The sequence below is a fragment of the Pseudoflavonifractor sp. 524-17 genome (genome assembly GCF_009935845.1).
Taxonomy (GTDB): Bacteria; Bacillota; Clostridia; order Oscillospirales; family Oscillospiraceae; genus Pseudoflavonifractor_A.
In genome coordinates, this window is record NZ_QWEK01000012.1 from 14,835 (window position 1) to 39,577 (window position 24,743).

The 24,743-nt window shown below is 62.4% G+C and carries 23 protein-coding genes and 1 other annotated feature; of the genes, 14 read left to right on the top strand and 9 right to left on the bottom strand.

The features are described 5' to 3' along the window. Window positions 1-3 precede the first annotated feature (3 nt). Window positions 4-483 (bottom strand): PTS sugar transporter subunit IIA, encoded by a 480-nt coding sequence (locus D1159_RS04085; protein ID WP_161844426.1) that lies wholly within the window; start codon window positions 481-483, stop codon window positions 4-6. A gap of 364 nt (window positions 484-847) precedes the next feature. Between D1159_RS04085 and D1159_RS04090 the strand changes: the two genes are divergently transcribed. From D1159_RS04090 to D1159_RS04145, 12 genes are all read left to right on the top strand, one after another. Continuing rightward, window positions 848-1,144 (top strand): PTS sugar transporter subunit IIB, encoded by a 297-nt coding sequence (locus tag D1159_RS04090; RefSeq protein WP_161844427.1) that lies wholly within the window; start codon window positions 848-850, stop codon window positions 1,142-1,144. Between the two features lie 64 nt (window positions 1,145-1,208). Then, window positions 1,209-2,582 carry a PTS transporter subunit IIC gene (locus D1159_RS04095; RefSeq protein ID WP_161844428.1) on the top strand — a complete coding sequence of 458 codons (1,374 nt, stop codon included), beginning with the start codon at window positions 1,209-1,211 and terminating at the stop codon, window positions 2,580-2,582. A 23-nt stretch (window positions 2,583-2,605) separates the two neighbouring features. Then, the gene (locus tag D1159_RS04100) at window positions 2,606-3,253 is read left to right on the top strand and encodes a class II aldolase/adducin family protein (RefSeq protein ID WP_161844429.1); all 648 of its coding nucleotides are present in this window, start codon (window positions 2,606-2,608) and stop codon (window positions 3,251-3,253) included. Between the two features lie 109 nt (window positions 3,254-3,362). Further along, window positions 3,363-3,599 (top strand): hypothetical protein, encoded by a 237-nt coding sequence (locus D1159_RS04105; RefSeq protein ID WP_161844430.1) that lies wholly within the window; start codon window positions 3,363-3,365, stop codon window positions 3,597-3,599. Beyond that, window positions 3,574-4,563: a dihydroxyacetone kinase subunit DhaK gene (dhaK, locus tag D1159_RS04110; RefSeq protein WP_161844431.1), complete on the top strand. Its 990-nt coding sequence runs from the start codon at window positions 3,574-3,576 to the stop codon at window positions 4,561-4,563. Before D1159_RS04105 ends, dhaK begins: the two co-directional genes overlap by 26 nt. A gap of 1 nt (window position 4,564) precedes the next feature. After that, a complete protein-coding gene (dhaL, locus tag D1159_RS04115; RefSeq protein WP_161844432.1) occupies window positions 4,565-5,212 on the top strand; it encodes a dihydroxyacetone kinase subunit DhaL in 648 nt (215 codons plus the stop codon). Window positions 5,213-5,249: 37 nt separating this feature from the next. Further along, entirely contained in the window at window positions 5,250-6,287 is a 1,038-nt protein-coding gene (locus D1159_RS04120) for an alcohol dehydrogenase catalytic domain-containing protein (protein ID WP_161844433.1), read from the top strand. A gap of 61 nt (window positions 6,288-6,348) precedes the next feature. After that, window positions 6,349-8,082: a phosphoenolpyruvate--protein phosphotransferase gene (ptsP, locus tag D1159_RS04125; protein ID WP_161844434.1), complete on the top strand. Its 1,734-nt coding sequence runs from the start codon at window positions 6,349-6,351 to the stop codon at window positions 8,080-8,082. Window positions 8,083-8,088: 6 nt separating this feature from the next. Beyond that, on the top strand, window positions 8,089-8,358 hold the full coding sequence (locus D1159_RS04130; RefSeq protein WP_161844435.1) for an HPr family phosphocarrier protein: 270 nt from the start codon (window positions 8,089-8,091) through the stop codon (window positions 8,356-8,358). Between the two features lie 4 nt (window positions 8,359-8,362). Then, complete coding sequence (locus D1159_RS04135; RefSeq protein WP_161844436.1) at window positions 8,363-9,190, top strand: Cof-type HAD-IIB family hydrolase; 828 nt, start codon at window positions 8,363-8,365, stop codon at window positions 9,188-9,190. Window positions 9,191-9,259: 69 nt separating this feature from the next. Next, window positions 9,260-9,474 (top strand) — a binding site (T-box leader). A gap of 74 nt (window positions 9,475-9,548) precedes the next feature. Next, window positions 9,549-10,979: a glycine--tRNA ligase gene (locus tag D1159_RS04140; protein ID WP_161844437.1), complete on the top strand. Its 1,431-nt coding sequence runs from the start codon at window positions 9,549-9,551 to the stop codon at window positions 10,977-10,979. A gap of 17 nt (window positions 10,980-10,996) precedes the next feature. Then, complete coding sequence (locus tag D1159_RS04145) at window positions 10,997-11,650, top strand: pentapeptide repeat-containing protein (protein WP_161844438.1); 654 nt, start codon at window positions 10,997-10,999, stop codon at window positions 11,648-11,650. Window positions 11,651-12,156: 506 nt separating this feature from the next. Here D1159_RS04145 and D1159_RS04150 read toward each other — a convergent pair. The 7 genes from D1159_RS04150 to D1159_RS04180 all read right to left on the bottom strand — a co-directional run bounded on the left by D1159_RS04150 (window position 12,157) and on the right by D1159_RS04180 (window position 23,003). Further along, a complete protein-coding gene (locus tag D1159_RS04150; RefSeq protein WP_161844439.1) occupies window positions 12,157-13,395 on the bottom strand; it encodes a threonine synthase in 1,239 nt (412 codons plus the stop codon). 561 nt (window positions 13,396-13,956) lie between these two features. Beyond that, a complete protein-coding gene (locus D1159_RS04155; protein WP_161844440.1) occupies window positions 13,957-15,432 on the bottom strand; it encodes a pyridoxal-5-phosphate-dependent protein subunit beta in 1,476 nt (491 codons plus the stop codon). Between the two features lie 194 nt (window positions 15,433-15,626). After that, window positions 15,627-16,910: a hypothetical protein gene (locus tag D1159_RS04160; protein ID WP_161844441.1), complete on the bottom strand. Its 1,284-nt coding sequence runs from the start codon at window positions 16,908-16,910 to the stop codon at window positions 15,627-15,629. Between the two features lie 275 nt (window positions 16,911-17,185). After that, complete coding sequence (locus tag D1159_RS04165) at window positions 17,186-18,469, bottom strand: peptidylprolyl isomerase (RefSeq protein WP_161844442.1); 1,284 nt, start codon at window positions 18,467-18,469, stop codon at window positions 17,186-17,188. 10 nt (window positions 18,470-18,479) lie between these two features. Beyond that, window positions 18,480-22,046: a transcription-repair coupling factor gene (mfd, locus tag D1159_RS04170; RefSeq protein ID WP_161844443.1), complete on the bottom strand. Its 3,567-nt coding sequence runs from the start codon at window positions 22,044-22,046 to the stop codon at window positions 18,480-18,482. A 155-nt stretch (window positions 22,047-22,201) separates the two neighbouring features. Beyond that, entirely contained in the window at window positions 22,202-22,417 is a 216-nt protein-coding gene (locus D1159_RS04175) for a helix-turn-helix transcriptional regulator (RefSeq protein WP_161844444.1), read from the bottom strand. 319 nt (window positions 22,418-22,736) lie between these two features. After that, a complete protein-coding gene (locus D1159_RS04180; RefSeq protein ID WP_161844445.1) occupies window positions 22,737-23,003 on the bottom strand; it encodes a helix-turn-helix transcriptional regulator in 267 nt (88 codons plus the stop codon). Window positions 23,004-23,132: 129 nt separating this feature from the next. Between D1159_RS04180 and D1159_RS04185 the strand changes: the two genes are divergently transcribed. Beyond that, complete coding sequence (locus tag D1159_RS04185) at window positions 23,133-23,510, top strand: hypothetical protein (RefSeq protein ID WP_161844446.1); 378 nt, start codon at window positions 23,133-23,135, stop codon at window positions 23,508-23,510. Between the two features lie 163 nt (window positions 23,511-23,673). Continuing rightward, the gene (locus D1159_RS04190; RefSeq protein WP_161844447.1) at window positions 23,674-24,045 is read left to right on the top strand and encodes a hypothetical protein; all 372 of its coding nucleotides are present in this window, start codon (window positions 23,674-23,676) and stop codon (window positions 24,043-24,045) included. Window positions 24,046-24,100: 55 nt separating this feature from the next. Here the strand turns inward: D1159_RS04190 and pth are convergent, their stop codons facing one another. After that, entirely contained in the window at window positions 24,101-24,691 is a 591-nt protein-coding gene (gene pth, locus D1159_RS04195) for an aminoacyl-tRNA hydrolase (protein WP_161844448.1), read from the bottom strand. Window positions 24,692-24,743 lie beyond the last annotated feature (52 nt).

Here is a 24,743-nt window from a genome sequence, read left to right on the forward strand (position 1 = left end):
GCTTCACTCGTTCAAATGGGCTTTGAGCGCCCCAATCAGCTCCTCCCTGGACCCGGCGGCCTTCAGGCCGTTCATGGCCTCCCTGTCGGAAAACAGGCCGATGATCTTTTGCAGGATGGTGAGCTGGTCCTTGGAGCCGCACACCGCCAGCAGGAAGACCACATCCACCGGCACATCCCGCACTCCCTCGCCCATCTCCTTGAAGTTTACCGGGTGTTTCAGCGTGGCCACCACAATCACCGGGGTGATGACCTGATCCCGGTCCATGCTGTGGGGCACAGCCACCTTCAAAATTTCCGTAGGCAGCGCGGTGGGGTAGAGGCGCTCCCGCTCCAGCACCGCGTCGGCGTAGCCCTCCTTGACGAAGCCGCGCACCCTGGCCTCCTCCGCCATACGGCGCAGAAGGCTCTCGGCGTCCTCCGCCTCCACATCCATAAATACCAGATCCGGATTGAGCAAGTTGTCGATTTTCAGTCCATCCATATCAAACGCCATCCTTTTCTTATTTTATTGCGGCATTGGTTCCCCAGGGAACCCCCGGCTTTATTCTCTAAGAGAAGCAATCCGTATGCCAAGAAGTGTATAGCGTCTCCAAAAGCAGTATGCAGCATTGTGAATCCAGGTTCTAAGAGAACACGCCGGGGTATATTGTATTATACACTGAGACTGCCGGAAATAGAAAGGCCGGTTTTAGTGTATAATGGACAAAGTCAATCGCCGTTGTTTCAGCGGTTTGGCGCTCTATACAAAAACTTGGCACACCGCTTGCATAAATAACAGGCATCAGCAACCGGAGGCGCGGACAGACCAAAAGCCGACGGAATTTATTTGAAAGGAGAGACCCCATATGAAAACCATCATTGTGGCCTGCGGAGGAGGCATCGCCACCTCTGCCACGGTGGCCGCCAAGGTCAACAGCCGCCTGGAGGACATGGGCCTTGCGGGAAAGGCGAAGGTGGAGGCGGTGGACATCAAGTCCCTGGACTCGTACATCAGCAGCGCCGATCTCTACTTATCCGTCACCCCCATGGCCCGCGGCGGCAAGGAGTATCCCATTCCCACCATCAGCGGCATTCCGTTCCTCACCGGTATGGGCGCGGACGATGCCATGGAGCAGATCGTCAGCATCCTGAAGCTGAAGTAACCGGCACGGCCCGCGCGCGTGCGGGTTCCCAAACGCAGACGTCATATAGAGAGGAAGGAATCGAATGGACGCATTGGCATTGGTATTCCAGAGCATTCTCGACCTGGGCGCGGCGGTTTTCCTGCCCATCATCATTTTCATCCTTGGCCTGATCGTAGGCCTCAAGCCGGGCAAGGCCCTTTCCGCCGGCCTGATGCTGGGCGTTGCCCTCACCGGCATCAACCTGGTGGTCTCCTACATGAGCACGACTGTGGGCACCGCCGCCCAGGCCTTTGTAGAGAACACCGGCGTACAGCTGACCGGCCTGGACATGGGCTGGGCGCCCGCCTTGGGCCTGTGCTGGAACTGGAAGTATGCTTTCCTGATGTTTCCCGTACAGATCGGCATTAACGTGATTATGCTGGTGCTGGGCTGGACCAAGACTCTGAACGTGGACATGTGGAACGTGGCCAACAAGATCTTTACCGCGTTCCTGGTAGCCAGCGTCACCGGCAGCGCGGTGCTGGGCTTTGCGGCCGCCATCATCCAGATCGTCCTGGAGCTGAAGAACGCCGACGCCACCAAGAACCAGATCACCGAGCTCACCGGCGTCCCCGGCATCTCCATGCCCCACCCCATGTTCCTGAGCAATATCATCTTCTACCCCTTCGCCAAGCTGCTGGATAAGATCCCCTTCATGCGCTATCAGCTCAACGCCGCCACCCTGAAGGATAAGCTGGGCATTTTTGGCGAGAACCACGTCCTCGGCTTTATTGTGGGCACCATCGTGGGCCTGGTGGGCGGACAGGGCTCCCAGGCTCTGCTCACCGGTGTTCAGGCCGGCACCGCGCTGACCCTGTTCCCCATGGTCTCCAAGCTGTTTATGACCGCCCTCACCCCCATTTCCGACGCCGCCAACAGCTTTATCAAGAAGCGCTTCCCCGGCCGCGAGATGGTCATCGGCCTGGATTGGCCCATCCTGGCGGGCAACCCGGAGATCTGGGTGGCCATTATCTTCACCATCCCCGTGGCCCTCATCGTGGCCATGGTTCTCCCCGGCAACACGGTGCTCCCCTTCGGCAACCTGATGAATGTCTGTGTCTGCGCCGCGGCCTTTGTGGCCTGCAAGGGCAACCTCATCAAGATGATCACCATCTCCTGGCTGATGTGCCCCATCCTGAGCTGGTCCGCCTCTGACTTCGCGCCCATGCTCACCGATCTGGCCATCTCCACCGGCTCCACCGACATTCTCATCGAGGGCCAGCAGCTGGCCTGGTGGGGTATGGACATCGCCGAGATCCGCTGGATGGCCGTAGAGGCCTGCCGGGTCAACCCCATCGCCATTGCCGCCCTGGCCGGCTTCGCCGTTCTGGCCTTCTTCTTCTTCAAGTGGCAGAAGAAGGAAGAGCATGACGCCGCTGTCCGTATGGGCTGGATCCAGGAGACCGCCTCCAAGTAAACAGAGAAAGGGGCTTACCTGCCATGTTGGAAGAACTGAAAGCAGAAGTACTCAGAGTGTCCCGCCTGGCCGAGGAGACCGGCCTGTGCCACCACGGCGGCGGAAACTTCAGCCAGATTGACCGGGAGAAGGGCCTTGTGGTCATCACCCCCCACGCCGAGTCCCGCTACAACTTCAGCGCGGAGGATATGCTGGTCATCGATCTCCAGGGCAACATTGTGGAGAACAAGAAGAACTTCACCCCCAGCAGCGAGACGCCCATGCACCTGCTCATCTACAAGGAGCGTCCCGACGCCACTGCCGTCTGCCACACCCACGCCCACAACGCCGCCGCTTTCGCCTGCCTGGGCGTGCCGGTCAAGCCGGTGATTTTCGAGGCCATGATGTACGGCGGCTACTGCCGGGTGGTCCCCTTTGAGGAGCCGGGCTCTGTGGCCCTGGGCCAGTCCGCGGTGGAGGGGCTCAAGGGCACCTACGCCACCATTCTGGGCAAGCACGGCCTGATCTCCATCGGCGAGAACATCTATGACGCCTACCTCAAGACCGTGTACGTGGAGGACGTGTGCGACGTAAACATCCGCGCCGCCAGCGTGGTGGGGTACGACAAGCTGGACTGCCTCACCGACGAGCAGATCGTCTACTTCCGCGACGTGCTGGGGCTCAAGGCGTAATCCCCCGCATGGCTGCCTGGCCCGGCAGCACCCCAAAAAGAAAATCCGTTCACCGGCGCGGGGCGGCTGTTCCGCCGCCTCGCGCCCGTTTTATGGAAGGAGCGCGGCAATGAAGATCCTCATACAGATTTTGTGGTACCTGGGCGTGGCCGCGGCGGCGGCCGTGCTGATTGCGGGGGTCTTCCTGCGAAGCTGGCCCCTCAGCCTGGCCGGCTTCGCCCTGGCCATGACGCTCAAAGCCACCAATAAGTATATCCCCGTGCCCAAATTCTACGAGAAAATGGGCGTAAAAAACGAGATGTTTGAGGGTAAGGTGAACCATGAAAAAGATCATAAACGCGCCTGACCGCGTGGTCAGTGATATGCTCTCCGGCCTCGCCGCCGCCAACCCCAATGTCTGCTACGACAGCGAGGGCGAGGTCATCTACCGCAAGGCCAAGGGCGACAAGGTGGGCCTGGTCTCCGGCGGCGGCAGCGGCCACGAGCCCTCCCACGCCGGCTATGTGGGCCGGGGAATGCTGGACGCGGCGGTGGCCGGCAATGTCTTCGCCTCTCCCGACCCCGCCCGCATCCTCAAGGGCATCGAGCACGCCGACAGCGGAAAGGGCGTGCTGCTCATCATCAAAAATTACTCCGGCGACATTATGAATTTCGAGCTGGCCGGCGAGCTGGCCGCCGACATGGACGTGGCGGTCAAAAGCGTGATTGTCAAGGACGACGTGGCCGTGAAGGAGAGCACCTACTCCACCGGCCGCCGGGGGATCGCCGGCACGGTGTTTGTCCATAAAATCGCCGGCGCCAGGGCGGAGGCCGGCGGCTCCCTGGATGAAGTGGCCGCCGCGGCCCAAAAGACGGCGGACAACGTGCGCTCCTTCGGCGTGTCCCTGTCCTCCTGCATCCTCCCCGGGGTGGGAACCCCCGGCTTCGTCATCGGCGAGGACCAGATGGAGGCGGGCATGGGCATCCACGGGGAGCCCGGCATTGAGCAGACCGCCATGAAAACCGCCGCCGAGATTGCCGCTCTCATGGTGGACAAGATTACCGCCGACCTGGACTATACCGGCCGGGAGGCGGCGGTGATGGTCAACGGCCTGGGGGGCACCCCCATGATGGAGCTGTGCATTCTGGCCGGCGAAGTGGACCGGCTGCTCAAGGAAAAGGGGATCACGCCGGTGAAATACCTGGTGGGCAACTACATGACTTCCCTGGAGATGGCGGGCGCCTCCTTGTCTCTGCTGCGGCTGGATGAGGAGCTGAAGGAGCTTTTGCTGGCGCCCTGCGATACCATGGCGTTGAAAGAGGGAGTGTAACATGGCTTTTTCCATGACAAGTGCCGAGTATGTGGACTATCTGGTCCTGGCCGGCAGGGAAATTGAACAAAACGGCGACTACGTGACCGCCCTGGACGCCAAGACCGGCGACGGCGACCACTGGGTCAACTTGAATATGGGGTTTCAGAAGCTCATCTCCATGGAGGGGGAGCTGCGCGCGCTCCCTCTGGCGGAGATGCTGAAAAAGGTGGGCATGACGCTGATGTCCGCCATCGGCGGCTCCTCCGGCGTGCTCTACGGCAGCAGCTATATTGCCGCGGCCAAGGCCCTGAAGGACCGGGATACGCTGGACATTCAGGGGGTGCGCCTGCTGCTGGAGACCCAGCTCCAGGCGATTATGGACCGGGGCAAGGCCCAGCCCGGCTGGAAGACCATGATTGACAGCCTGTACGAGGGCGTACAGGCCCTCTCCGCCGCCCTGGACGCCGGCGCCGATGACCGCGCCGCGGTGGAGGCCCTGAAGCAGGGGGCAAACCAGGGCATGGAGCACACCCGGGAGATGGAGGCCGTCAAGGGCCGGGCCAGCTACCAGTCCAATAAGGGCGTGGGCGAGCTGGACCCCGGCGCGGTGACCATGTGTATGCAGCTGCAATGCCTGGGGGACTACATTCTCAGCCATAAGCTGTAATCCAATTTTTAGAGCAACAGAAGGGAATTGATGAACCATGAAACGTGTTTTGTTCTATGCCCCGGAGGATATCCGCGTGGAAGACGGCCCCATTCCGGTCCCCGGCCCCGGCGAGGTGGTGGTGCGCAATAAAGTGACCCTGACCTGCGGCACCGACGTGAAGACCTATAAGCGGGGCTACCGCTACGAGCCCCCCTTCTCCATGGGCCATGAGGCCGCCGGCGTGGTCCACGCCGTGGGCGAGGGCGTCACCAAGTTCAAAGTGGGCGACCGGGTGGTGGCCCACAACAGCGCCCCCTGCGGGAAGTGCTACTACTGCAAGAAGGGCCTGCACTCCATGTGCCCCGACCTCATCCAGAATCAGTTCAAGAACGGCGCCTATGCCCAGTATCAGCTCATCCCCGCCCCCATTGTGGAGCAGAACATGTTCCACATGCCCGACACCATGAGCTATAAGCAGGCCGCCCTTCTGGAGCCCCTGGCCTGCGCCGTCTACGGCACCGCCAATGTGCCCATCGAGCTGGGGGACACCGTGTGCGTCAACGGCTGCGGCCCCATCGGCCTGATGTTCATCCGCATGTGCTACCTGCGGGGCGCCCATGTCATCGCCTGCGACATGTCCGACACCCGCCTGGAGGTGGCCAAGAAGCTGGGGGCCCAGGAAGTCATCAACATCAAGAACGTCCCCGACCAGGCCCAGGCGGTGAAGGACCTCACCGAGGACGGCCGGGGCGTGGACGCCGCCATCGAGGCCGCCGGCATCCCCGAGGTGTGGACCATCGCCATGAACATGGCCCGGCCCGGCGGCTTTGTGCTGTGCTTCGGCGGCACCAAGAAGGGGCTCACCGTTCCGGTGGACACCACCAAGCTCCACTATGAGCAGATCACCATCAAGGGCGTGTTCCACACCACGCCGGTCCACGTGAACGCCGCCTTTGAAATGCTCAAAATGAACGCCATTTCCGCCGACGACTTTGTCCAGAACGAGTACCCCATCGAGGACATTGAGAAGGCGATTTTGGAGCACGCTTCCGGCGCGGTGATCAAAAACTGCATCGTCTACCCCGAGGACTGACCGGGCGGGGAAGCGCAGATACATAAGGCACCGCCTGTTCCGGTGCAGGGAGGTTTTGTAGATGCTGTCAGGAAATGCTGTCTCGCCGGGCATCGCGGTGGGCCCGGTGTATGTGTACCGCCCCTTTTACCCCCAGGTGGAGGAGGGGCTGTGTCCGCCGGAGGGCGTGGAGGCGGAGCTGGCCCGGCTGGATGAGGTCAAAGCCGCCGCCGCCGGGGAGCTGGCCGGCCTGGTAGACCGCCTGTCGGCGGAGGACCCGGACAAGGCAAAAATCTTTATTGCCCACCAGGATCTGCTCAACGACGTGGCCATGGACGGAGAAATCCGCGCCGGGGTGCGGGAGAAGCACTGGCGGGGTAACTGGGCCATCTGGCAGGTCTATGAAAACTTTATCGCCATGCTCGCCCAGGTCCCCGACCCTCTGATTCAGGAGCGGGTGGCCGACCTGAAGGACATCCGCCTGCGTCTGCTGCGGCTGTGGCAGGGGGAGAAGGAGCGCAATCTGTCGGTTCTGGACCGGCCGGTGGTGGTGGCCGCCCACGATCTGCTCCCCTCGGACACCGCCACTCTGGACCGGAGCAAGGTGCTGGCCATTCTCACGGAGGTGGGGGGCGCCACCTCCCACTCCGCCATTATCGCCCGCAGCTACGGCATCCCCGCGGTGCTGGCCATTCCCAACCTGCTGGGGCAGGTAGACGACGGCATGGAGATCGCGGTGGATGCCCTCACCGGCCTTGCGGTGCCCCGGCCCGACGAGCAGTGCCGGGCGGAGTATTTGCAGCGCCGCCGGCTCTATCTGGAAGAGGCGGAGGTGACCCGGGCCTATCTGGACGCCCAGCCCCTGACGGCGGACGGCGTCCGGGTGGACATCGGCCTGAACATCGCCTCCGCGGACGCCGCGGAGCTGGACGGCGCGGACCACGTGGACTACATCGGCCTGTTCCGCACGGAATTTCTGTACATGGGCCGCACGGAGCTCCCCAGCGAGGAGGAGCAGTTTGAGGTATACCGCCGCGTACTCACCGCCATGGGGGACCGGCCCACCACTCTGCGCACGTTGGACATCGGCGGGGACAAGACCAGCGAGTGCCTCCCCCTGCCCAAGGAGGAAAACCCCTTTTTGGGCAACCGGGCCCTGCGGCTGTGCCTGTCCAAACCGGAGCTCTTCCGGATACAGCTGCGGGCCGCGCTGCGGGCGTCGGTGTACGGCAATCTATGGCTTATGCTCCCCATGGTGGGCGGTCTGGAGGAGCTTCGCCGGGCCAAGGCCCTCATCGCCGAGGTCAAGGCCGAGCTGGAGGGGGAGGGCAAGCCGGTATCGCCTGACTTCAAGACCGGCATCATGATCGAGGTGCCCTCCATCGCCCTGGTAGCGGCCCAGGCCGCCCGGGAGGTGGACTTCGCCAGCATCGGCAGCAACGACCTGTGCCAGTACCTCACCGCCACAGACCGGGGGAATCCGGCGGTGGCCGGCTATTACCAGAGCTTCCATCCCGCCCTGTTCCGCATCATCGGCATGGCGGTCTCCGCCTTTCAGCAGGCGGGCAAGCCCATCAGCATCTGCGGAGAGCTGGGGGGCGACACCCTGGCCGCGCCGGTGCTGGTGGGCCTGGGGATGCGCAAGCTGTCCATGGGCCTGTCCGGCGTGGCCGCCGTGAAGCGGACGCTGTCCGCCCTGACCATTCTGGAGGCGGAGACTCTGGCCCGGGAGGTCTGCGCCTGCCCCTGCGCCGGGGATGCGGAGGGAGTCATGCGGGCCTGGGCCGGGAAAAAGAAACAACAAGACGAGAGGTGACCTGCTGTGTACAGCAAAGCGACTACGATCATAAACGCCACCGGGCTCCACGCCCGTCCCGCCTCTGACTTCGTGCGGGAGGCGGCCAAGTACAAAAGTGAAATCACCATTCAGCGGGAGGGCAGCGAGACCGCGGCCAACGCCAAGTCCATTATTCTCCTGCTGTCCCAGGCGCTGAGCCAGGGTACCAAGGTCATCATCACCGCCGTGGGCGAGGATGAGCAGGCCGCGGTGGACGGCCTGGTGGCCCTGATTGAATCCGGCTTTGGAGAGTAACGCCATGGCGGTAAAGCTCATCGCTTTGGATATGGACGGCACCCTGATGGACGCCAGCCATATCCACGTATCCCCCCGCAACCGCGCCGCCCTGGCCCAATGTGCCGCCCGGGGGATCCACATCGTGCTGGCCAGCGGTCGGCCCCTGGCCCTGATGACGGACACCGCCCGGGCCCTGGGCTGTGTGCGCTACGCCATTTCGGCCAACGGCGGCGCGGTGTGGGACCTGGCGGAAAACCACAGCCTCTTCCGCCGGGCCATCCCGCCGGAGCAGGCCAAAGCTATCCTGGCCATTCTCACCAGCTATCCCATCGCCGCAGAGGCCTACTGGGGGGGCCGGTCCCACGTGGACCGGCACACCTGGAAGCTGGAGGGCTATGAGCAGCAGCCCGCCGCGTTCCTCCGCTTCCGGGCGGAGCGCAGCGTCTTCGAGGACGACCTGAACCTCGCCCTGGCGGGCCAGGCGGTGGAGAAATTCAACGTGGACAATCTCCCCCACCACATCCGGGATGAGATTCTGCAGCGGCTGGCCCCCTATCAGGACAACCTGGCGGTAAACTTCATCGCCTGTTACGACAACCTGGAGATCAGCCGGGCGGACGCCACCAAGGGCGCCGCCCTGGCCTGTCTGTGTGACAGTCTGGACATCGCCGCCGGGGAGGTAATGGCGTTCGGGGACAGCGACAACGACGCGGACATGCTCCGCTGGGCGGGCCGCTCCTACGCCATGGCCAACGGGGAGCCGGCGGCCCTGGCCGCGGCCAAGGCCGTCACCGCCTCTAACGGGGAGGACGGGGTGGCCGCAGCCCTGGAGCAGGCGGGCCTGGCCTGATCCCTCCGCGGAAAACGACGGTTTTTCCTTGACAGACGGGGCAAAAGATAGTAGAATGTCCCCAATACACCCAAGGCATTGACCGGAAGGAGTACCCGCTGTCCCGCGTTTCAGAGAGAGGCCGTATGGTGGAAGGCCTTGGACGGACGGCGGAGAAGGCGTCCGCGAGCCGCGGTCAGGAAATGGATCGCCGGTCCCCCCCGCCGTTACCGGGTTTGAGCGTGGAGTTGGGCAGATGCCGGCTCCAAATTCAGGTGGTACCACGGACAATGTTCGCCCTGAGCCGGCTGGCTCAGGGCGCTTTTTACTCCAGTGCCGCCTGAACATCCAAAACTCATCGGAAAAGGAGCGTATGAAGATGAAAAACACGGAAAAGACCATGGAAAAGATTGTGGCGCTGTGCAAGGGCCGGGGCTTTATCTTCTCCGGCAGCGAGATCTACGGCGGCCTGGCCAACACCTGGGACTACGGCCCCCTGGGGGTGGAGTTCAAGAACAACGTAAAGCGGGCCTGGTGGAAGAAGTTCGTCCAGGAGAACCCCTACAACGTGGGGCTGGACGCGGCCATTCTCATGAATCCCCAGGTGTGGGTGGCCTCCGGCCACGTGGGCGGCTTCTCCGACCCGCTGATGGACTGCAAGGAGTGCAAGGAGCGCTTCCGGGCGGATAAGCTCATTGAGGACTGGTGCCAGGACAACCAGTTCGACCTGGGCAAGAGCGTGGACGCCCTGTCCCAGGAGGAGATGAAGGCCTTTATTGATGAACACCAGATTCCCTGTCCCACCTGCGGCAAGCACAACTTTACCGACATCCGCAAGTTCAACCTGATGTTCAAGACCTTCCAGGGGGTCACGGAGGACGCCAAGAACACCGTCTACCTCCGGCCCGAGACCGCCCAGGGAATTTTTGTGGATTTTCCCTCCATTCAGCGCACCACCCGGCGCAAGCTGCCCTTCGGCGTGTGCCAGATCGGAAAGTCTTTCCGCAACGAGATCACCCCCGGCAACTTCACCTTCCGCACCCGGGAGTTTGAGCAGATGGAGCTGGAATTTTTCTGCCAGCCGGGGACCGAGCTGGAGTGGTTCCGGTACTGGAAGGACTTCTGCCGCCAGTGGCTGCTGGATTTGGGCATGAGAGAGGAAAATCTCCGCCTGCGGGACCACGACCCCGAGGAGCTGAGCCACTATTCCAACGCCACCACGGACTTTGAGTTCGTCTTCCCCTTCGGCTGGGGGGAGCTGTGGGGCGTGGCCAGCCGGACCAACTTCGACCTGACCGCCCACCAGACCACCAGCGGCAAGGACATGACCTATTTCGACCAGGAGAAGAACGAGCACTATATCCCCTATGTCATCGAGCCCTCTCTGGGCGCCGACCGGGTGGCTCTGGCCTTTTTGGTGGACGCCTACGACGAAGAGGTGGTGGGCCAGGACAAGAACGGCAAGGACGACGTGCGGGTGGTGCTGCGGCTGCACCCTGCCCTGGCCCCCTTCAAGTGCGCCGTGCTCCCGCTGTCCAAAAAGCTGTCCCCCAAGGCCCTGGAGATCCGGGATATGCTGTGCAGGGACTTTATGGTGGATTTCGACGAGGCCGGATCCATCGGCAAGCGCTACCGCCGGCAGGACGAGATCGGCACTCCGTTCTGCGTCACCGTGGACTTTGAAACTGTGGGCGACGCGGAGCACCCCGCCGACGAGTGCGTCACCGTACGCAATCGGGACACCATGGAGCAGGTGCGGATGCCCATCTCTGAACTGAAACAGTACCTGACGGAAAAAACCGCCTTTTAAACAGGGGGGAGCCCGTTATGAAGCTGCTGCCCCCCGCGCTCCCCAGTGAATTCGAACGGCCCGGGGACTTCGCCGTCCTGGCGGCGGAGGCGGCACGGCAGGGGGAGCGCCTGGAGCGCCTGCTGGCGGAGGGCGTGACCATCACCGGAGCGGACCTGTCCGGTCTCAGTCTGGAGGGGGTCCGCCTCCGGAGCTGCCGCCTGCTGGACTGCGATCTGTCCCGCTGGGATCTTACCGACGTGTCCTTCCAGGACTGCGACCTGTCCGGCAGCACCTTTGCCGGCGGGGTGTGGTGCCGCTGCGCCGTGGAGGACTGCCGCCTTACCGGTACGGACCTCCACCGGTGCGGCTTTCAGCACACGGTCTTTCAGGACTGCAAGTGCGCCTACGCCAATTTCAGTGCCCAGCGGGCCAAGCTGTGCCGGTGGAAGGGCTGCGACCTGTCCCACGCAGTCATGGCCAACTGTCAGTGGCGGCAGGCGGCGTTTACCCAGTGCAATCTCACCGGGGTCAGCTTTTTCCAGACTCCCCTGAACGGCCTGGATATGACCTCCTGCCGGCTGGAGGGGCTCATCCTCTCCGAGCAGGGGGCGGAGCTCCAGGGGGTCATCGTGGACCGCTGGCAGGCCGGGGAGCTGGCCCGGCGGATGGGGATCGTTATTCGGGAATAAAAAAGCCGCGGGAAGGGCTGTCCTTCCTGCGGTTTTTTGCGCTCCGGCACCCTGCCGGGGGGCCTGCGCGGCGAGGTCCAGGGGGGTGACCCCCCCTTGAGAATCCCCCAGCGCGGGGGATCCAGGCGGCGCACCCCGCCGCCGCCACTACCTCAGCGTCCTGATAGGTTTTCGAAATAGGTGATCTCTGCGTAAGTCTTCTGCCAGACCAAGTCTTATGTGCCGGGCCTCCCCAGCCGGCCCGGGGGAACGTCCTGTATAGACAAACCCCCGGGCCGACCAGGGAGGCCCGGTGCTTCTATTGTAACATTACTGTAAAGCCCCAGCTGAGATTGCGTTGTCTGCCAGACTGGCACATCGGCATGGCAGATATCCGGCGCGGTGCGCCGGGTGGGCCTATCGTCATGGGGGATTCTCAAGGGGGGTCAACCCCCCTTGAGCCCTTTGGGGTTCCGGGGCCCTTTCGGGAAAGGGCCCCGGACGCCGCCCGCGCAGGGCACCCTAAATCAGGGATGAATTCCGTTGGCCTCGAAGGTCTTGAGCAGCTCCTCCATGCTGGGCCGGACCAGCATGGGCTCTCCGGCGGCCTTGATGCCGTTGGCCACGTCCTTCAGGCCATTGCCGGTGACTACGCTGACCACGGTGGAGTTCGGGTCCAGGAGGTTGTTTTCCAGGGCTTTCTTCACGCCGGCGGTGCCGGTGACGCCGGCGGGTTCGCCAAAGACGCCCTGGGTGCGGCCCAGCAGGCGCATTGCGGCCAAAATCTCGTCGTCGGAGACGTTGATCACCAGGCCGTTAGACTCGCGGATGGCCATCAGGGCCTTGTCCGCGTTCCGGGGCACCCCCACGGCGATGGAGTCCGCCAGCGTATTCTCCTCCATGGGCTGCCAGGGGGTATCGGTCATAATGGCCCGGTTCAGGGGGCAGCAGCCCTCCGCCTGGACGGAGATGAGCCGGGGCAGCTTGTCGATAAATCCGGCGGCGTACAGGTCCTTGAGGCCCTTCCACGCGCCGGCGATGGTGCAGCCGTCGCCCACGGATAGGGCGATAAAGTCCGGCACCTGCCAGTTAAGCTGCTCCATAATCTCCAGAGTAACGGTCTTTTTGCCCTCGGACAGGTAAGGGTTGATGGCGGCGTTGCGGTTGTACCAGCCCCACTTCTCAATGGCGGCCTTGGACAGCTCAAAGGTGTCCTCATAGGAGCCGTCCACGCTGATCACCGTGGCGCCGAAGATGCGCAGCTGGGCCACCTTGCCCTTGGGCGCCCGGGAGGGCACGAAGATATAGGTTGGAATGCCTGCCGCCGCCGCGTTGCCGGCCAGGCTGGAGGCGGCGTTGCCGGTGGAGGAGCAGGCAATGGTCTTGGCCCCGGCCTCCCGGGCCTTTACCACCGCCATGGCGGAGGCGCGGTCCTTCAGAGAGGCGGTGGGGTTCTGCCCGTCGTCCTTGACGTAAAGGGTTTTCAGCCCCAGCTCCTTGGCCAGATTGTCCGCCTTGTACAGGGGAGACCAGCCCACCCGCAGGGGGGTAGCCGGGGAGTCGGGCTCCACCGGCAGCAGGGGGCGGTAGCGCCACATGGACCACTCCTGGCTCTTGGCCAGGTCGTCCTTGGTAAAATGGGCCTTGATGTAGTCGTAGTCGTAGACAATGTCCAGAATCCCGCCGCAGGAACAGGTGGTGGTATGGGGGGTGGCCTCATACTCTTTGCCGCACTTGACACACTTTGCGTATTTGACGTTTTTCATGGTGTTCTCCTTACTTTATGAAATGAGCAGGGGGCCCTGCGGGGGGATGGCCCTGCGCGGGCGGCGCCCGGGGCCCTTTCCCGAAAGGGCCCCGGAACCCCAAAGGGCCAGAGGGGGGTTGACCCCCCCTCTGGACTCCCCCATACGGGAGCCCAGGCGGCGCACCGCGCCGCCACCACTGCCTCAACGCTCTGATAACCTGGCAGTCAACGCAGCCCCAGCTGCGGCCTTGCGCTTACGTTACAATAGAAGAGCCGGGCCTCCCCAGTCGGCCCGGGGGTAAGTCCCCGGTGATCCTCCCCCCGGGCCGACTTGAGAGGCCCGGCACAGAAATCTTAGTCTGGCAGAAGACCTACGCTGGAATCACGTTGTCCGCCAAACTCACAAATCAGCATGGCAGTCATCCGGCGCGGTGCGCCGGGCGGGCCCCTCGTATGGGGAAGTCCCGAGGGGGGGCAATCCCCCGCAGGGGCCCCGCCCGGAGGGCGGAAAAACCAAAAGAGGACGGGGCCGCAGCCCCGCCCTCCTTCCTATGGGCTACCGGATAAAAATACGCTGGGTTTACAGGCTCTTGAGCAGGCCGGTGGCCTCGTTGAACTGGTTAATCAGCTCGTCCAGATCCTTGGCCTGGTTGTGGACCGCGTCCCAAGTGTTCTCGGTATCGTACCACAGGTCGTTCAGATCCTTCACGTCTCTGGCCTGCTGCTCCACCCAGGTGTAGTACTTCAGGTTGTGTACGCGCTTGCGCTCCTGATAGGTCAGCTCCAGCAGGTTGTCGGTCTTCAGGCCCAGCATGTGCAGGTTGTGGTCCAGGGCGGCCTCGTGGGCGTTGTAGGCGCCGTGGGCCTGGTTGAGCTCCTCCACGCGGCTGCCGTACATGACGGCGGAGTCGGTGAGGACGGTGGCGATCACGTCGTGCTCGGTGAACTCATAGTACTTGGCCATCTTGATGCAGCACAGCACGTTGGCGATGCCGGAGATGCCCAGCCAGGTCAGCTTCTCAATGAGGCCGGCGTCCAGGCCCAGCTCTTCCTTCAGGTACTTCTGTCCGTCGGGGGTATTGAACAGGCGCAGCAGGCGCTGGGAGTCCTCGTCGTCAATGGCGATGGCCATGTCGGTATTCTTCACGTTGTGGATCCAGGGGATATGCTTGTCGCCGATGCCCTCAATGCGGTGGCCGCCGAAGCCGTTGTTTACGATGGTGGGGCACTGCAGCGCCTCGCCCACGGCCAGCTTCAGGTGGGGATAGAGATCCTTCAGGCGGTCGCCGGCGGACATGGTACCGGCGGAACCGGAAGTGAAGCAGGCGCCGGACAGCCGGTCGCCGGGGCGCTTGACGGCCTCATACAGATCGGCCAGGGCGTTGCCGGTGACGTTGTAGTGCCACAGGGGGTTGCCCATCTCCTCAAACTGGTTGAAGATCATGTACTGGGGGTCCTGCTTGAGCTCCCAGGTCTTGTCAAAGATCTCCTTCACGTTGGACTCGCAGCCAGGGGTGGCGATCACCTCGCCGGCGATGCTCTTCAGCCAGTCAAAGCGCTCCTGGCTCATCTCGGCGGGGAGGATGGCCACGGAGTCGCAGGCCAGCAGCTTGGAGTTAAAGGCGCCGCCCCGGCAGTAGTTGCCGGTGGAGGGCCAAACGGCCTTGTGATAGGAGGCGTCGAACTGGCCGGTGACCAGGCGGGGGGCCAGACAGCCGAAAGATGCGCCCACCTTATGGCAGCCGGTGGGGAACCACTTGCCAGCCATGGCGATGATGCGGCAGGGTACACCGGTGAGGGAGGAGGGCAGCTCCACATAGTTGGGCACGGCCTGATAGCCGCCGCCGGACTCCTTGGCCTCGTTCTTCCAAGTGATGCGGAACAGGTTCAGGGGATTGACATCCCACAGGCCCACGCTCTTCAGCTTGGCCTGGATCTTCTCGGGGATGGTCTCAGGGTGCTGCATCTGAGCGATGGTGGGGATAATGACGTTATTCTCCCGGGCCTTTTTAATATTGCGGTCCAAATTTTCGCGGTTGATGCTGAGATCAATCATGTCCATGTCCTCCTTAATATAGGGTGCCAAAAGGTGTGGCTATCCTCTATATCATATCACAGAAAGGAAATAAATCAAGTGGAATCTCAGAATGTAAACTAAATAGTTCGTCCGGCGGGGGCGGGCCGGGAAAGCCCGCGGAAAAAGCGGCGCGGCAAAACGCCGCGCCGCCCGAGGCCTGGGGTTCCCGACGGTTATTGGGTTTTCTGAACCGATACTCCAAAGGTATCCAAATACACATACCTGTCTCCGATTTTCTCCACGCTGCCTATGTAGGAGACAGAATAGCCGAGGGCGTCGTAATACAGATTCATGTCTCCTGTGACACTCATGTGATGGGTAGGTTTAAACCCGCAGCCTTTCAAAATTTTTACATACTCACTCCATTGGTCATCGCTCGCGCTGTATCTGTAAACAATGTGGCCGGTTTTTTTTGACGCTTCGCTCTTCTCCACTAGGTTTACACCAAAGATTGCGCCAAAATCGGGAACCGTGGGGAACTCCGCATAGGTGGGATACTGTTTCACCCGCTCCCTTTGTGCCTCTATCTCTGCCAGCTCAGCTTGTACGCCAGCGTACATTGTGCCGGAATCTGAGAGGTTCATCCGGTTGTAGGTGCCAAAAGACCAATTTACTTGTCCCGCGCCGGAGTCTATGGATTTGACATAATAATAACCAGTTGCCTCATATGGCTCCATCTCTCCAGTCTTTCGATTCAGACGTTCGTTTATCGTAAGGGTCAGTACATACGGGTATGTTTTCCCGTTGCTTGGATTGACCATATTCGTCTGAGCCAGTACGGTCCCTTTATATACTCGTATACTGCCTGACGACGAATTTTTCACCACTTTTTCCACCTGATTGCCGGTGATGATGAGCTCCTCAGACATCGGATCCCCATCCGTGTTTTTGAAGTCCCCCTTCCACGCACCCTGGAACAGATCCAGGTTCGCGTCTCCGGTGGACTGGGCGGCCCCGCCGGTCTCAATGAAGATGCCCCGCTGGGCGGACCAATCCACTTTGAAGCCCAACGCGGTCCCCAGGTCGCGGAGCTTGTAGTAGGTGTACGCCCCGCCCTTGTCGTCCTTGAGCTCGATGGCCTCCAGCTTCACGGCGCTGCCGTTTACCCGGGTCTCCGCGGCGGAGGTGGTGTAGCTCCGGTCGCCGGAGAAGGGGGTCTGCATCTCCCCGCCGGCGGCGGTGTACCCCTGGCCGGGGAGGATGTTGATGGCCCCGTCCCACCCCACATTGAACTGGGCGGAGGTGCCGTTGAGGACATAGGCCACGTCCCGCAGCTTCACGTAGTTGGTGGCGTTGCCCTTCTCGTCCTTCAGGGCGTAGGCCTGAAACTCCACCGCCTTGCCGTCCACCTGCACCGTCTGGGTGGCGGCGTAGGCCGTGCCCCCCGCCGCCGACGCCGGGATCAGCCCCGCCGTCAGGGCCAGCGCCAGGGCCGCCGGTATGATCTGCTTTCTCATGTTCTGTTCCTCCGTTTCGTTTTGCAGGGCCGCTCTTCTTTCGTGCAACGAAAGAAGAGAAAGGGGCCCCTTTCTCTTCTTTCGTGCAACGAAAGAAGAGAAAGGGGCCCCTTTCTGCCATTATGATACACCGGTTCCCTCCAAAGCGCAACCCCGAAAAACGGGCGGGTTTGGAACCCGCCCGCATAACCTTATGTTATCCGTCAAACGGCCTTGGCACCGTAGGAGCTGGAAGCCGGCTGTGCAGGTCCCGCCGGGACCTGTCCGCTGTAGCTTCACTCCCGTGGGGTCCAGGTGGAGCTGGGCTCCGGGTCGCAGGCGGGCCCGGGCTCAGCGGTTTCCGCGGGGGTGAGGGTAGCTCTGGGGTCCTGGGTGGGTTCTGGGGTGGCTTCCGCCGCCAGCCGTGCCTCGGCCTCGGCCTGGAGCTCCTGGGTCAGGGCGCTCTGGTTGGCGGAGAACTCCTTGGGGTCAATGGCGTCGTAGGCGGGGTCCAGGGTGACTGCGGCCTCGTCCAGCCACTGCTGCTGAAGCTCCAGCATCTTGTTTTCACGGAAGGCGGCGCGGGTCTCGTCGTTGTCCGCGTCCAGGCGGAGAATGATGTGGTAACCGAACTCGCTCTTCACCGGGTCGCTGATCTCCCCCACCTCCAGGGCCAGGGAGGCGGTCTCAAACTCGGGGACCATCTGGCCGGGCTGGGCCAGGTAGCCGTCGGGAGCGCCCAGATTGCCGTTGGCGTCCCGGCCGTCGTCGCTGCGCTCGTTCATCTTCTGGTCAAAGAAGGCCTCCCGGTCGTCAGCGGCGCGCAGCTGGGCCGTCAGCTCATCCGCCTCGGCCTTGACGGCCTGGGTCTCGGCCTCGGAGAAGGCCTCGTACACGGGATAGCCGAAGACGTCTGTCTCCCCGGTTTCCCGGCGGGTGGACAGGAGGATGTGCTTTACCTTATAGTAACCGCTCTCCTCCAGATAGCCGGCCATTTCCTCCCCGGCAGGCTCTAACGCGCCGTCAGCCAGGAGCTTATCATACACCGCGTCGAAGAGGTAGTAATTTTCCCCCAGCAAGACGCGGTAGCCCTCCCGAGAAATGCACTGGGCATCCAGGGCCATTTGCAGGGTCATTCCCTGGGCGGCAAGCCCCTCCTCCAGAACGGCCAGTTCCTGGTCCACCTGGGCCATCTGCTCGTCGGTAACGGACACCCCCAGCTCCTGGGCATGGTTGGCCATCACCCGGTAAAGCTTGGCCAGCTCCAGGGCGTCCTCCTTCACGTACTGGGCGGCGCTCTTGCCCTCCAGCTCCGCCTCCCAGGCGGCGTCATCGGCCAGATTGCCCATCTGCCGCTGGTAATAGATGCTCTGCCCCAGCCAGAAGAGGTACTCCTCGGCGGTAATGGGCTGGCCGTCCACCTGGATAAGGACGCTGTCCCGCGGGATGCCCGCCAGGCGGTAGGCCACATCGTCGCCGCCGGGGGCGGGCGTCTCCGGTTTGCTCTGGCAGCCGGCCATGGAAGCGGCCAGCATCACGCCGGCCAGGCCGGCGCACATCTTCTGTCTTAACTGTTTCATGGGATTCCTCCTAGAGTCTGTTTTTTCTCTCAGAGTCTGTATTCACGGCCGCGGCCGGCTCTGCCCCGGCGGGGGAGAGGGCGGCATAGTCCTCCACCAGGCGGCGGGCCCATTTCAGGGCGTCCTCTCCCTTTTTCAGCCGCAGGGCAATGGCCGGCTGGTCCCCAGGAAGCACCACCAGCCGGCCCTGGTACTTCCGCTCCCCGCACAGGACGGACACCTGCTGGAAATCGAAGCGGTCCAGGGCGAAGCGGAGCTGATCCCCCTTCTGGCTGATCTCGATAATGCCGCACTGGGCGGCGGCGGCGCGCATGAGGGCCACGGCGATAAGATTGTTCACCGTCCTGGGCGGGTCGCCGTACCGGTCAATCAGCTCGTCGGTGAGGTCGTCGGCGTCCGCCTCGCTGCGGATGGCGGCAATGCGGCGGTAGAGGTCCATGCGCTGCTCCGGGCTGGGGACATAGCGGTCGGGAATGGCGGCGGACACCGTCAAATCGGCGGAGCACTCGGTGTTTTTGGGAATGGGCTCCCCCCGCTCCTCCAGCACCGCCTCCTCCAGCAGCTTTAAGTACAGGTCATAGCCCACGCTGAGCAGAAACCCGCTCTGCTCCGGGCCCAGCACATTGCCCGCCCCCCGGATCTCCAGGTCCCGCATGGCGATTTTGAAGCCGGAGCCAAAGGCGGCGAATTCCCGGATAGCGGCCAGCCGCTTGGAGGCTATTTCGGACAGCACCTTACCCCGGCGGAAGGTGAGGTAGGCGTAGGCCCGGCGGCTGGACCGGCCCACCCGCCCCCGGATCTGGTGGAGCTGGGCCAGGCCCATCCGGTCCGCGTCCTCAATAATCAGGGTGTTGACATTGGCGATGTCGATGCCGGTTTCAATGATGGTGGTGCATACCAGCACGTCCACCTCCCCGTCGCTCATGCGCTTCATCACGTCGTTGAGCTCCTCCTGGGTCATCTTGCCGTGGGCCACCGCCACCTCGGCCGCGTCCCCCAGCAGCTCTTTGATCCGGGCGGCGGCCCGGGTGATGGTCTCCACCCGGTTGTGGAGGTAGTAGACCTGGCCCCCCCGCTCCAGCTCCCGGCGCATGGCGTCGGCAAGGATCCCCCAGTCGTGCTCCAGCACGTAGGTCTGCACTGGCTGGCGGTCCATGGGGGGCTCCTCCAGGCTGGACATGTCCCGGATGCCGGACAGGGCCATGTTCAGCGTCCGGGGAATGGGGGTGGCGGAGAGGGTGAGCACATCCACCTGCTTGGACAGCTCCTTCAGCTTCTCCTTGTGGGCCACGCCGAAGCGCTGCTCCTCATCCACCACCAACAAGCCCAAATCCTTGAACTTCACATCCTTCTGGAACAGGCGGTGGGTGCCGATGAGCAGGTCAATGCCCCCCTGTTCCACCCGGCGCAGGGTGTCCTTCATCTGGGCGGGGGTACGGAAGCGGGACACCACGTCAATCTCCACCGGATACTTGGCAAAACGCTGTTTGGCGGAGAGGAAGTGCTGCCGGGCCAGGACGGTGGTGGGCACCAGAACGGCGGCCTGCTTGCCGTCCAGCACGCACTTCATAATGGCCCGGAAGGCCACCTCGGTTTTGCCGTACCCCACGTCCCCGCACAGCAGGCGGTCCATGGGCCGGGGCTGCTCCATGTCCGCCTTGATCTCGGCGATGCAGCGAAGCTGGTCGTCGGTTTCGGCGTACTCGAACTGGTCCTCAAACTCCTTCATCCACTCCGAGTCGGGGGAGAAAGCGTACCCCGGCTGGCGCTGGCGCTGGGCATAGAGCTGAATCAGCCCCTTGGCCAGATCCTTCACCGCCTTGCGGGCCCGGGTTTTGGCTTTCTCCCAGTCGGCACCCCCCAGCTTGGACAGCTTCTTGGTCTCCTGGGCGTCCTCCCCGCCGCCGATGTACTTGCTCACCAGATCCAGCTGGGTGGCGGGGACATAGAGCACGTCCGCCCCGGCGTAGGCGATTTTTACATAGTCTTTGTCCACCCCGTCCACCTGGATGCGCACCATCTCCTGAAAGCGGCCCACGCCGTGGTGCTCGTGGACCACCAGATCCCCGGGGGAGAGGTCGGCGTAGGAGCTGAGCTTCTCCCGGTTGGTGATCCCCTTTCCCTTGGCCCGGGGGCGCTTGGGAGACGCGGCCTGCCCCTCGGTGAGCACGGCGAAGCGGGCATGGGTGAGCTCCAGCCCCGCGGACAGTCCGCCCACGGCGATCACCGCCTTGCCGGAGGGGGGCAGCGCGTGGAGGGCGCAGTCCACAGCGGGTTTCAGACTGCTCTGCTCCCGGAGCAGGGCCTGGAGGTTGTCCGCCCGCTGGGGGGTGGACACCAGCACCACCACCCGGTATCCTTCGTCCAGATAGTGGGACAGGTCGGACACGGCGGTCTCCAGGCTGGTGCCGTAGGAGGGGAGCTGCTTTACCGCCAGATTCAGCAAAGAGCGGGGGTTTTTGGGGTACTGGGCGGTGGCGAAGGAGTCCAAAAAGACCAGGGGCCAGTCCTCCAGCCGGTCCATCAGCTCCCCGGGCGAGCGGGCGGGATGAGCCAGCTCCCCCGCCACAAGGCCCTGCTCCAACAAAGTGTTGATGTCCTCCCCCAGCTGCCACTGACAGCCGCGGGCCCGCTCCGCCACCCGGGGGCTCTCGCTGAAGAGCACCACCGCGTCCGCCGGCAGATAATCCGCTGCGGTGGCCATTTCCGGATAGATTAAGGGGAGGTACCGATCCGCCGCGGGGAAAGAGGCCCCGTTGGCCAGCCGTGCCCGGTCCTCCTCCAGCGTCTGGAGCAGGGCGGCGTTGTCCCCCTTCCGGCGGCGGCAGCGCTCAATGAGCTCCCCCAGCGCCCGGTCCAGGCCCGCCAGGCCCCCGGGGGCCAGCTGGGGCAGCACCTCGGCGCAGGGGAGGATCTCCGCCTCCTTTTGATTTTCCGTCCGGCGCTGGGTATTGGGGTCGAAGAAGCCGATGGAGTCGATCTCGTCTCCGAACAGCTCCGCCCGCACCGGCTTTGGGTGGGCGGGGGAGAACACGTCCACAATGCCCCCCCGCAAAGCAAACTGCCCCACACCCTCCACCTGCTGGCAGCGGGTGTACCCCGCGGCGGCGAGCTGGCCCGCCAGCTCCTCCAAATCGCAGGATTCCCCCAGGCGGAGGGTGCGCACGGCGCGCAGAAGCTGGGCCTTGGGTATGGTGCGCTGGAGCAGGGCCTCCACCGTGGCCACCGTGACAGGACAGGCCCCGGCAGACAGGGCGCGGAACGCGGACAGCCGCCGGTGTTCCCACTGGCGGGAGATCACCGCCGCGTGGTGAAAGGTGAACTCCCGGGCGGAGAGGCGGCACACCTCCTCCCCGGTGAGGGCCTGGAGGTCCCAGGCCATCCGGCCCGCCTCCTCCTCGTCGGCGCACACCAGCACAATGCTCCGGCCGGTCTCCTGCCGCAGCCCCGCCGCCAGATAGGCGCGATGGACCGGCGACAGGCCCGACACCGCCGCCGGACAGCCGCCCCCGTCCACCGCCGCCAGAAGCCCCTGAAACTCCGGCATCTCCCGGAGCGCCTGGGTGAGCAGCTTCATGGAACCGCCCTCCTTTCTAGAAAAAAATGGAAGTTATGCCGCCGCCAATCCCCCTGCCCTATCCATCCCAGGGCGGGGTCTTGCGTTCTGAAAAGTATAAATCTTTTTCCACATACCGTCAAGGGGAAGCGGGGCGGGACACATACAAGGCCGTTTTAATGCCGCTTAGGATCGTCGGTGCGTCCCGCCAGATAGTCAAGGCTCACATCGAAGAAGTCTGCCAAGGCGATAAACTGCCGGAACGCCGGCTCCCTCGTCCCATATTCATACCGCTGATAGGCCACCGCCGCCATACCTACCGCATCCGCCACCTCTTTCTGCGTCAAATTCTGCTTGCTGCGCAGATCCTTGAGACGGGTTGAGAACAGCATCTGCATCCCTCCAAAATAATTTTTAAAGCATATTAACATCCAAACAGTTGTGTGTTATCATACGAATGCAGCCAATTGGACGTGTTTAAAATGAAGAAAGCGCACCACAAGCGCAGACTGGATTTGTACCCTAAAACCGTGCAAAATTGTTTCATAATAAGTGGTATATTTAAAAAAGTATAAATCTTTTTCCACATACCGTCAAGGGGAAGCAGGGCCAGCGCCCGCATAATGCGCGAAATTGGGAGACAGCGGGTTTGGAGCCCGCCCCTATGATTTCCCGGGAAAACAAAAGAACCTGCGCCAAACGGCACAGATTCTATGGCTCATGTGTTACGCAATCCCGAGAGGGAGGGATATTTTTAAAGAACTCTTCGTATTTTGCGCCGAAAACCATTTGCAGCGCAACCAAATCGCTTACATAAATATTTCCTCTTCCCATTTCTATCAAGGAATACGTGCTGCGGCTGAGGGGAGAACCGAGCACCTGCAATCTGGCGATGGTCTCTTCTTGCGTAAGGTTGCGGCTTTTCCGAATCCGCCGGATATTTTCCCCGAATTGTTTCCCGCTCAGCAGTTTAGACATCGCAATCCCCCCGGAATTTTGGTATGTATTGTACCAAGATTTCAGCCAGGTATTGCTTATACTTATAAGCAGCAGTATAATAGAGCAGGTTAAATTCTATTTACAAGAAACAAGAAATGGGGGAACCTCATGATTTACAGCAGTGAAACCAAGCAGGAATTAGATATGATTTTAGATATATTTCGGCCCTATATCGAGGAAAATCCTTATTTTGATATCGTCTATTCAGATAAGATCGGTTATGTGCAAATAGATATATCTCCTGACTTCGAGCCGTCTCGGATCCGATCTGCGGAGCATCTGCTGGATACACTTCTCGTTCAGCTCGCAATGGACGATCCCTTCTCTCCAGAAATGTGGAAAACGGGCGATTTCACTCCTGCCAGTACAGATCGCATCCGCCGGCGGGTGCTTCCGCTTTTGGAGGGGGCAGGGGAGGAGCGGGAAAAGTATGCCTCCCTCTTTGAGCGCGCCATGAAACGCTATGTCAGGGACTGGGTGGATTGAGAGGGCCGGGCGTCATCAAAATAGATAAAAAATATTCTATACCTAGACCAAAAATGGTAACGATTGCCTATAATCTTTTTGAGAGAAGAGCCGATTAAGTATATTGACACCGGCTGAAATGCGCCGGCGGAATTTCATCGATCTTTTAGGAGGAAATGAAGGTATGAAGAAGAGAATTGTGGCTCTGCTGATGGCGTTTGCTCTGGTCCTGGGTCTGGCCGCCTGCGGCGGCGGCGGTTCCGGCGCCACCGATGTTACCGGCACCACCTGGGCCCTCAGCGGCGGCTCCCAGGGCAGCACCAAGGTGAGCAAGGCCGATCTGGAGGCCGTGTTCGGCGGCGAGATGACCTACACCTTTGAGAAGGACGGCAAGCTGATTCTGGCTCTGGCCGGCGTCGAGGTGGAGGGCACCTGGAGCCAGGACGGCGACAAGGTCTCCATGGACGTGCAGGGCGACACCGGCACCATGACCGTCAAGGGCAGCACCCTGACCATCGAGCAGGACGGCATCACCGTGGAGTTTACCAAGAAGTAAACCCACCCATACATAAAAACCGGCCCGGCAGCGAAAGAAGCTGCCGGGCCGGTTTTCAGTTGTAGCGGCTCATGGCCCGCTCGATGCCCTGGGCAATGAGGCACTCCACCGCGTCCGCCGCCCGCTTGACGGCTTCGTCTATCTTTTTGCGGTCCTCCCCCTGGAACCTGCCCAGCACCCAGTCGGCCATATCGTAGCCGGGGTGCGGCTTTTCTCCCACGCCGATTTTCACCCGGGGGAACTGGTCGGTTCCCAGGTGGGCGATGATGCTTTTCAGGCCGTTGTGCCCCCCGGCGGAGCCCCCCCGCCGCACCCGCAGCTTGCCCACGGGGAGGGCCACGTCGTCGGAAATCACCAGCACCCGCTCCGGCGGGATTTTGAAAAAGGCGGCGGCCTGCCCCACCGACTCGCCGGACAGATTCATAAAGGTCACCGGCTTCATCAGCAGAATTTTCTCCCCGCCCAGGGAAATGGTATTGGTCAGGGCCCGGTATTTCAGCTTTTGCAGGGGCACCCCCGCCCGCTCCGCCAGCTCGTCCGCGGTCTCAAACCCCACATTGTGGCGGGTGTTCTCGTACTTGCTGCCAATGTTGCCCAAACCGGCCACCAGCCAGCTTACACCGGGCCCTTGTCTGCCAAATAACATGTGTCACCTCGAAAATAAGGGCGGGAATTTCTCCCGCCCTTTTTGATGTATG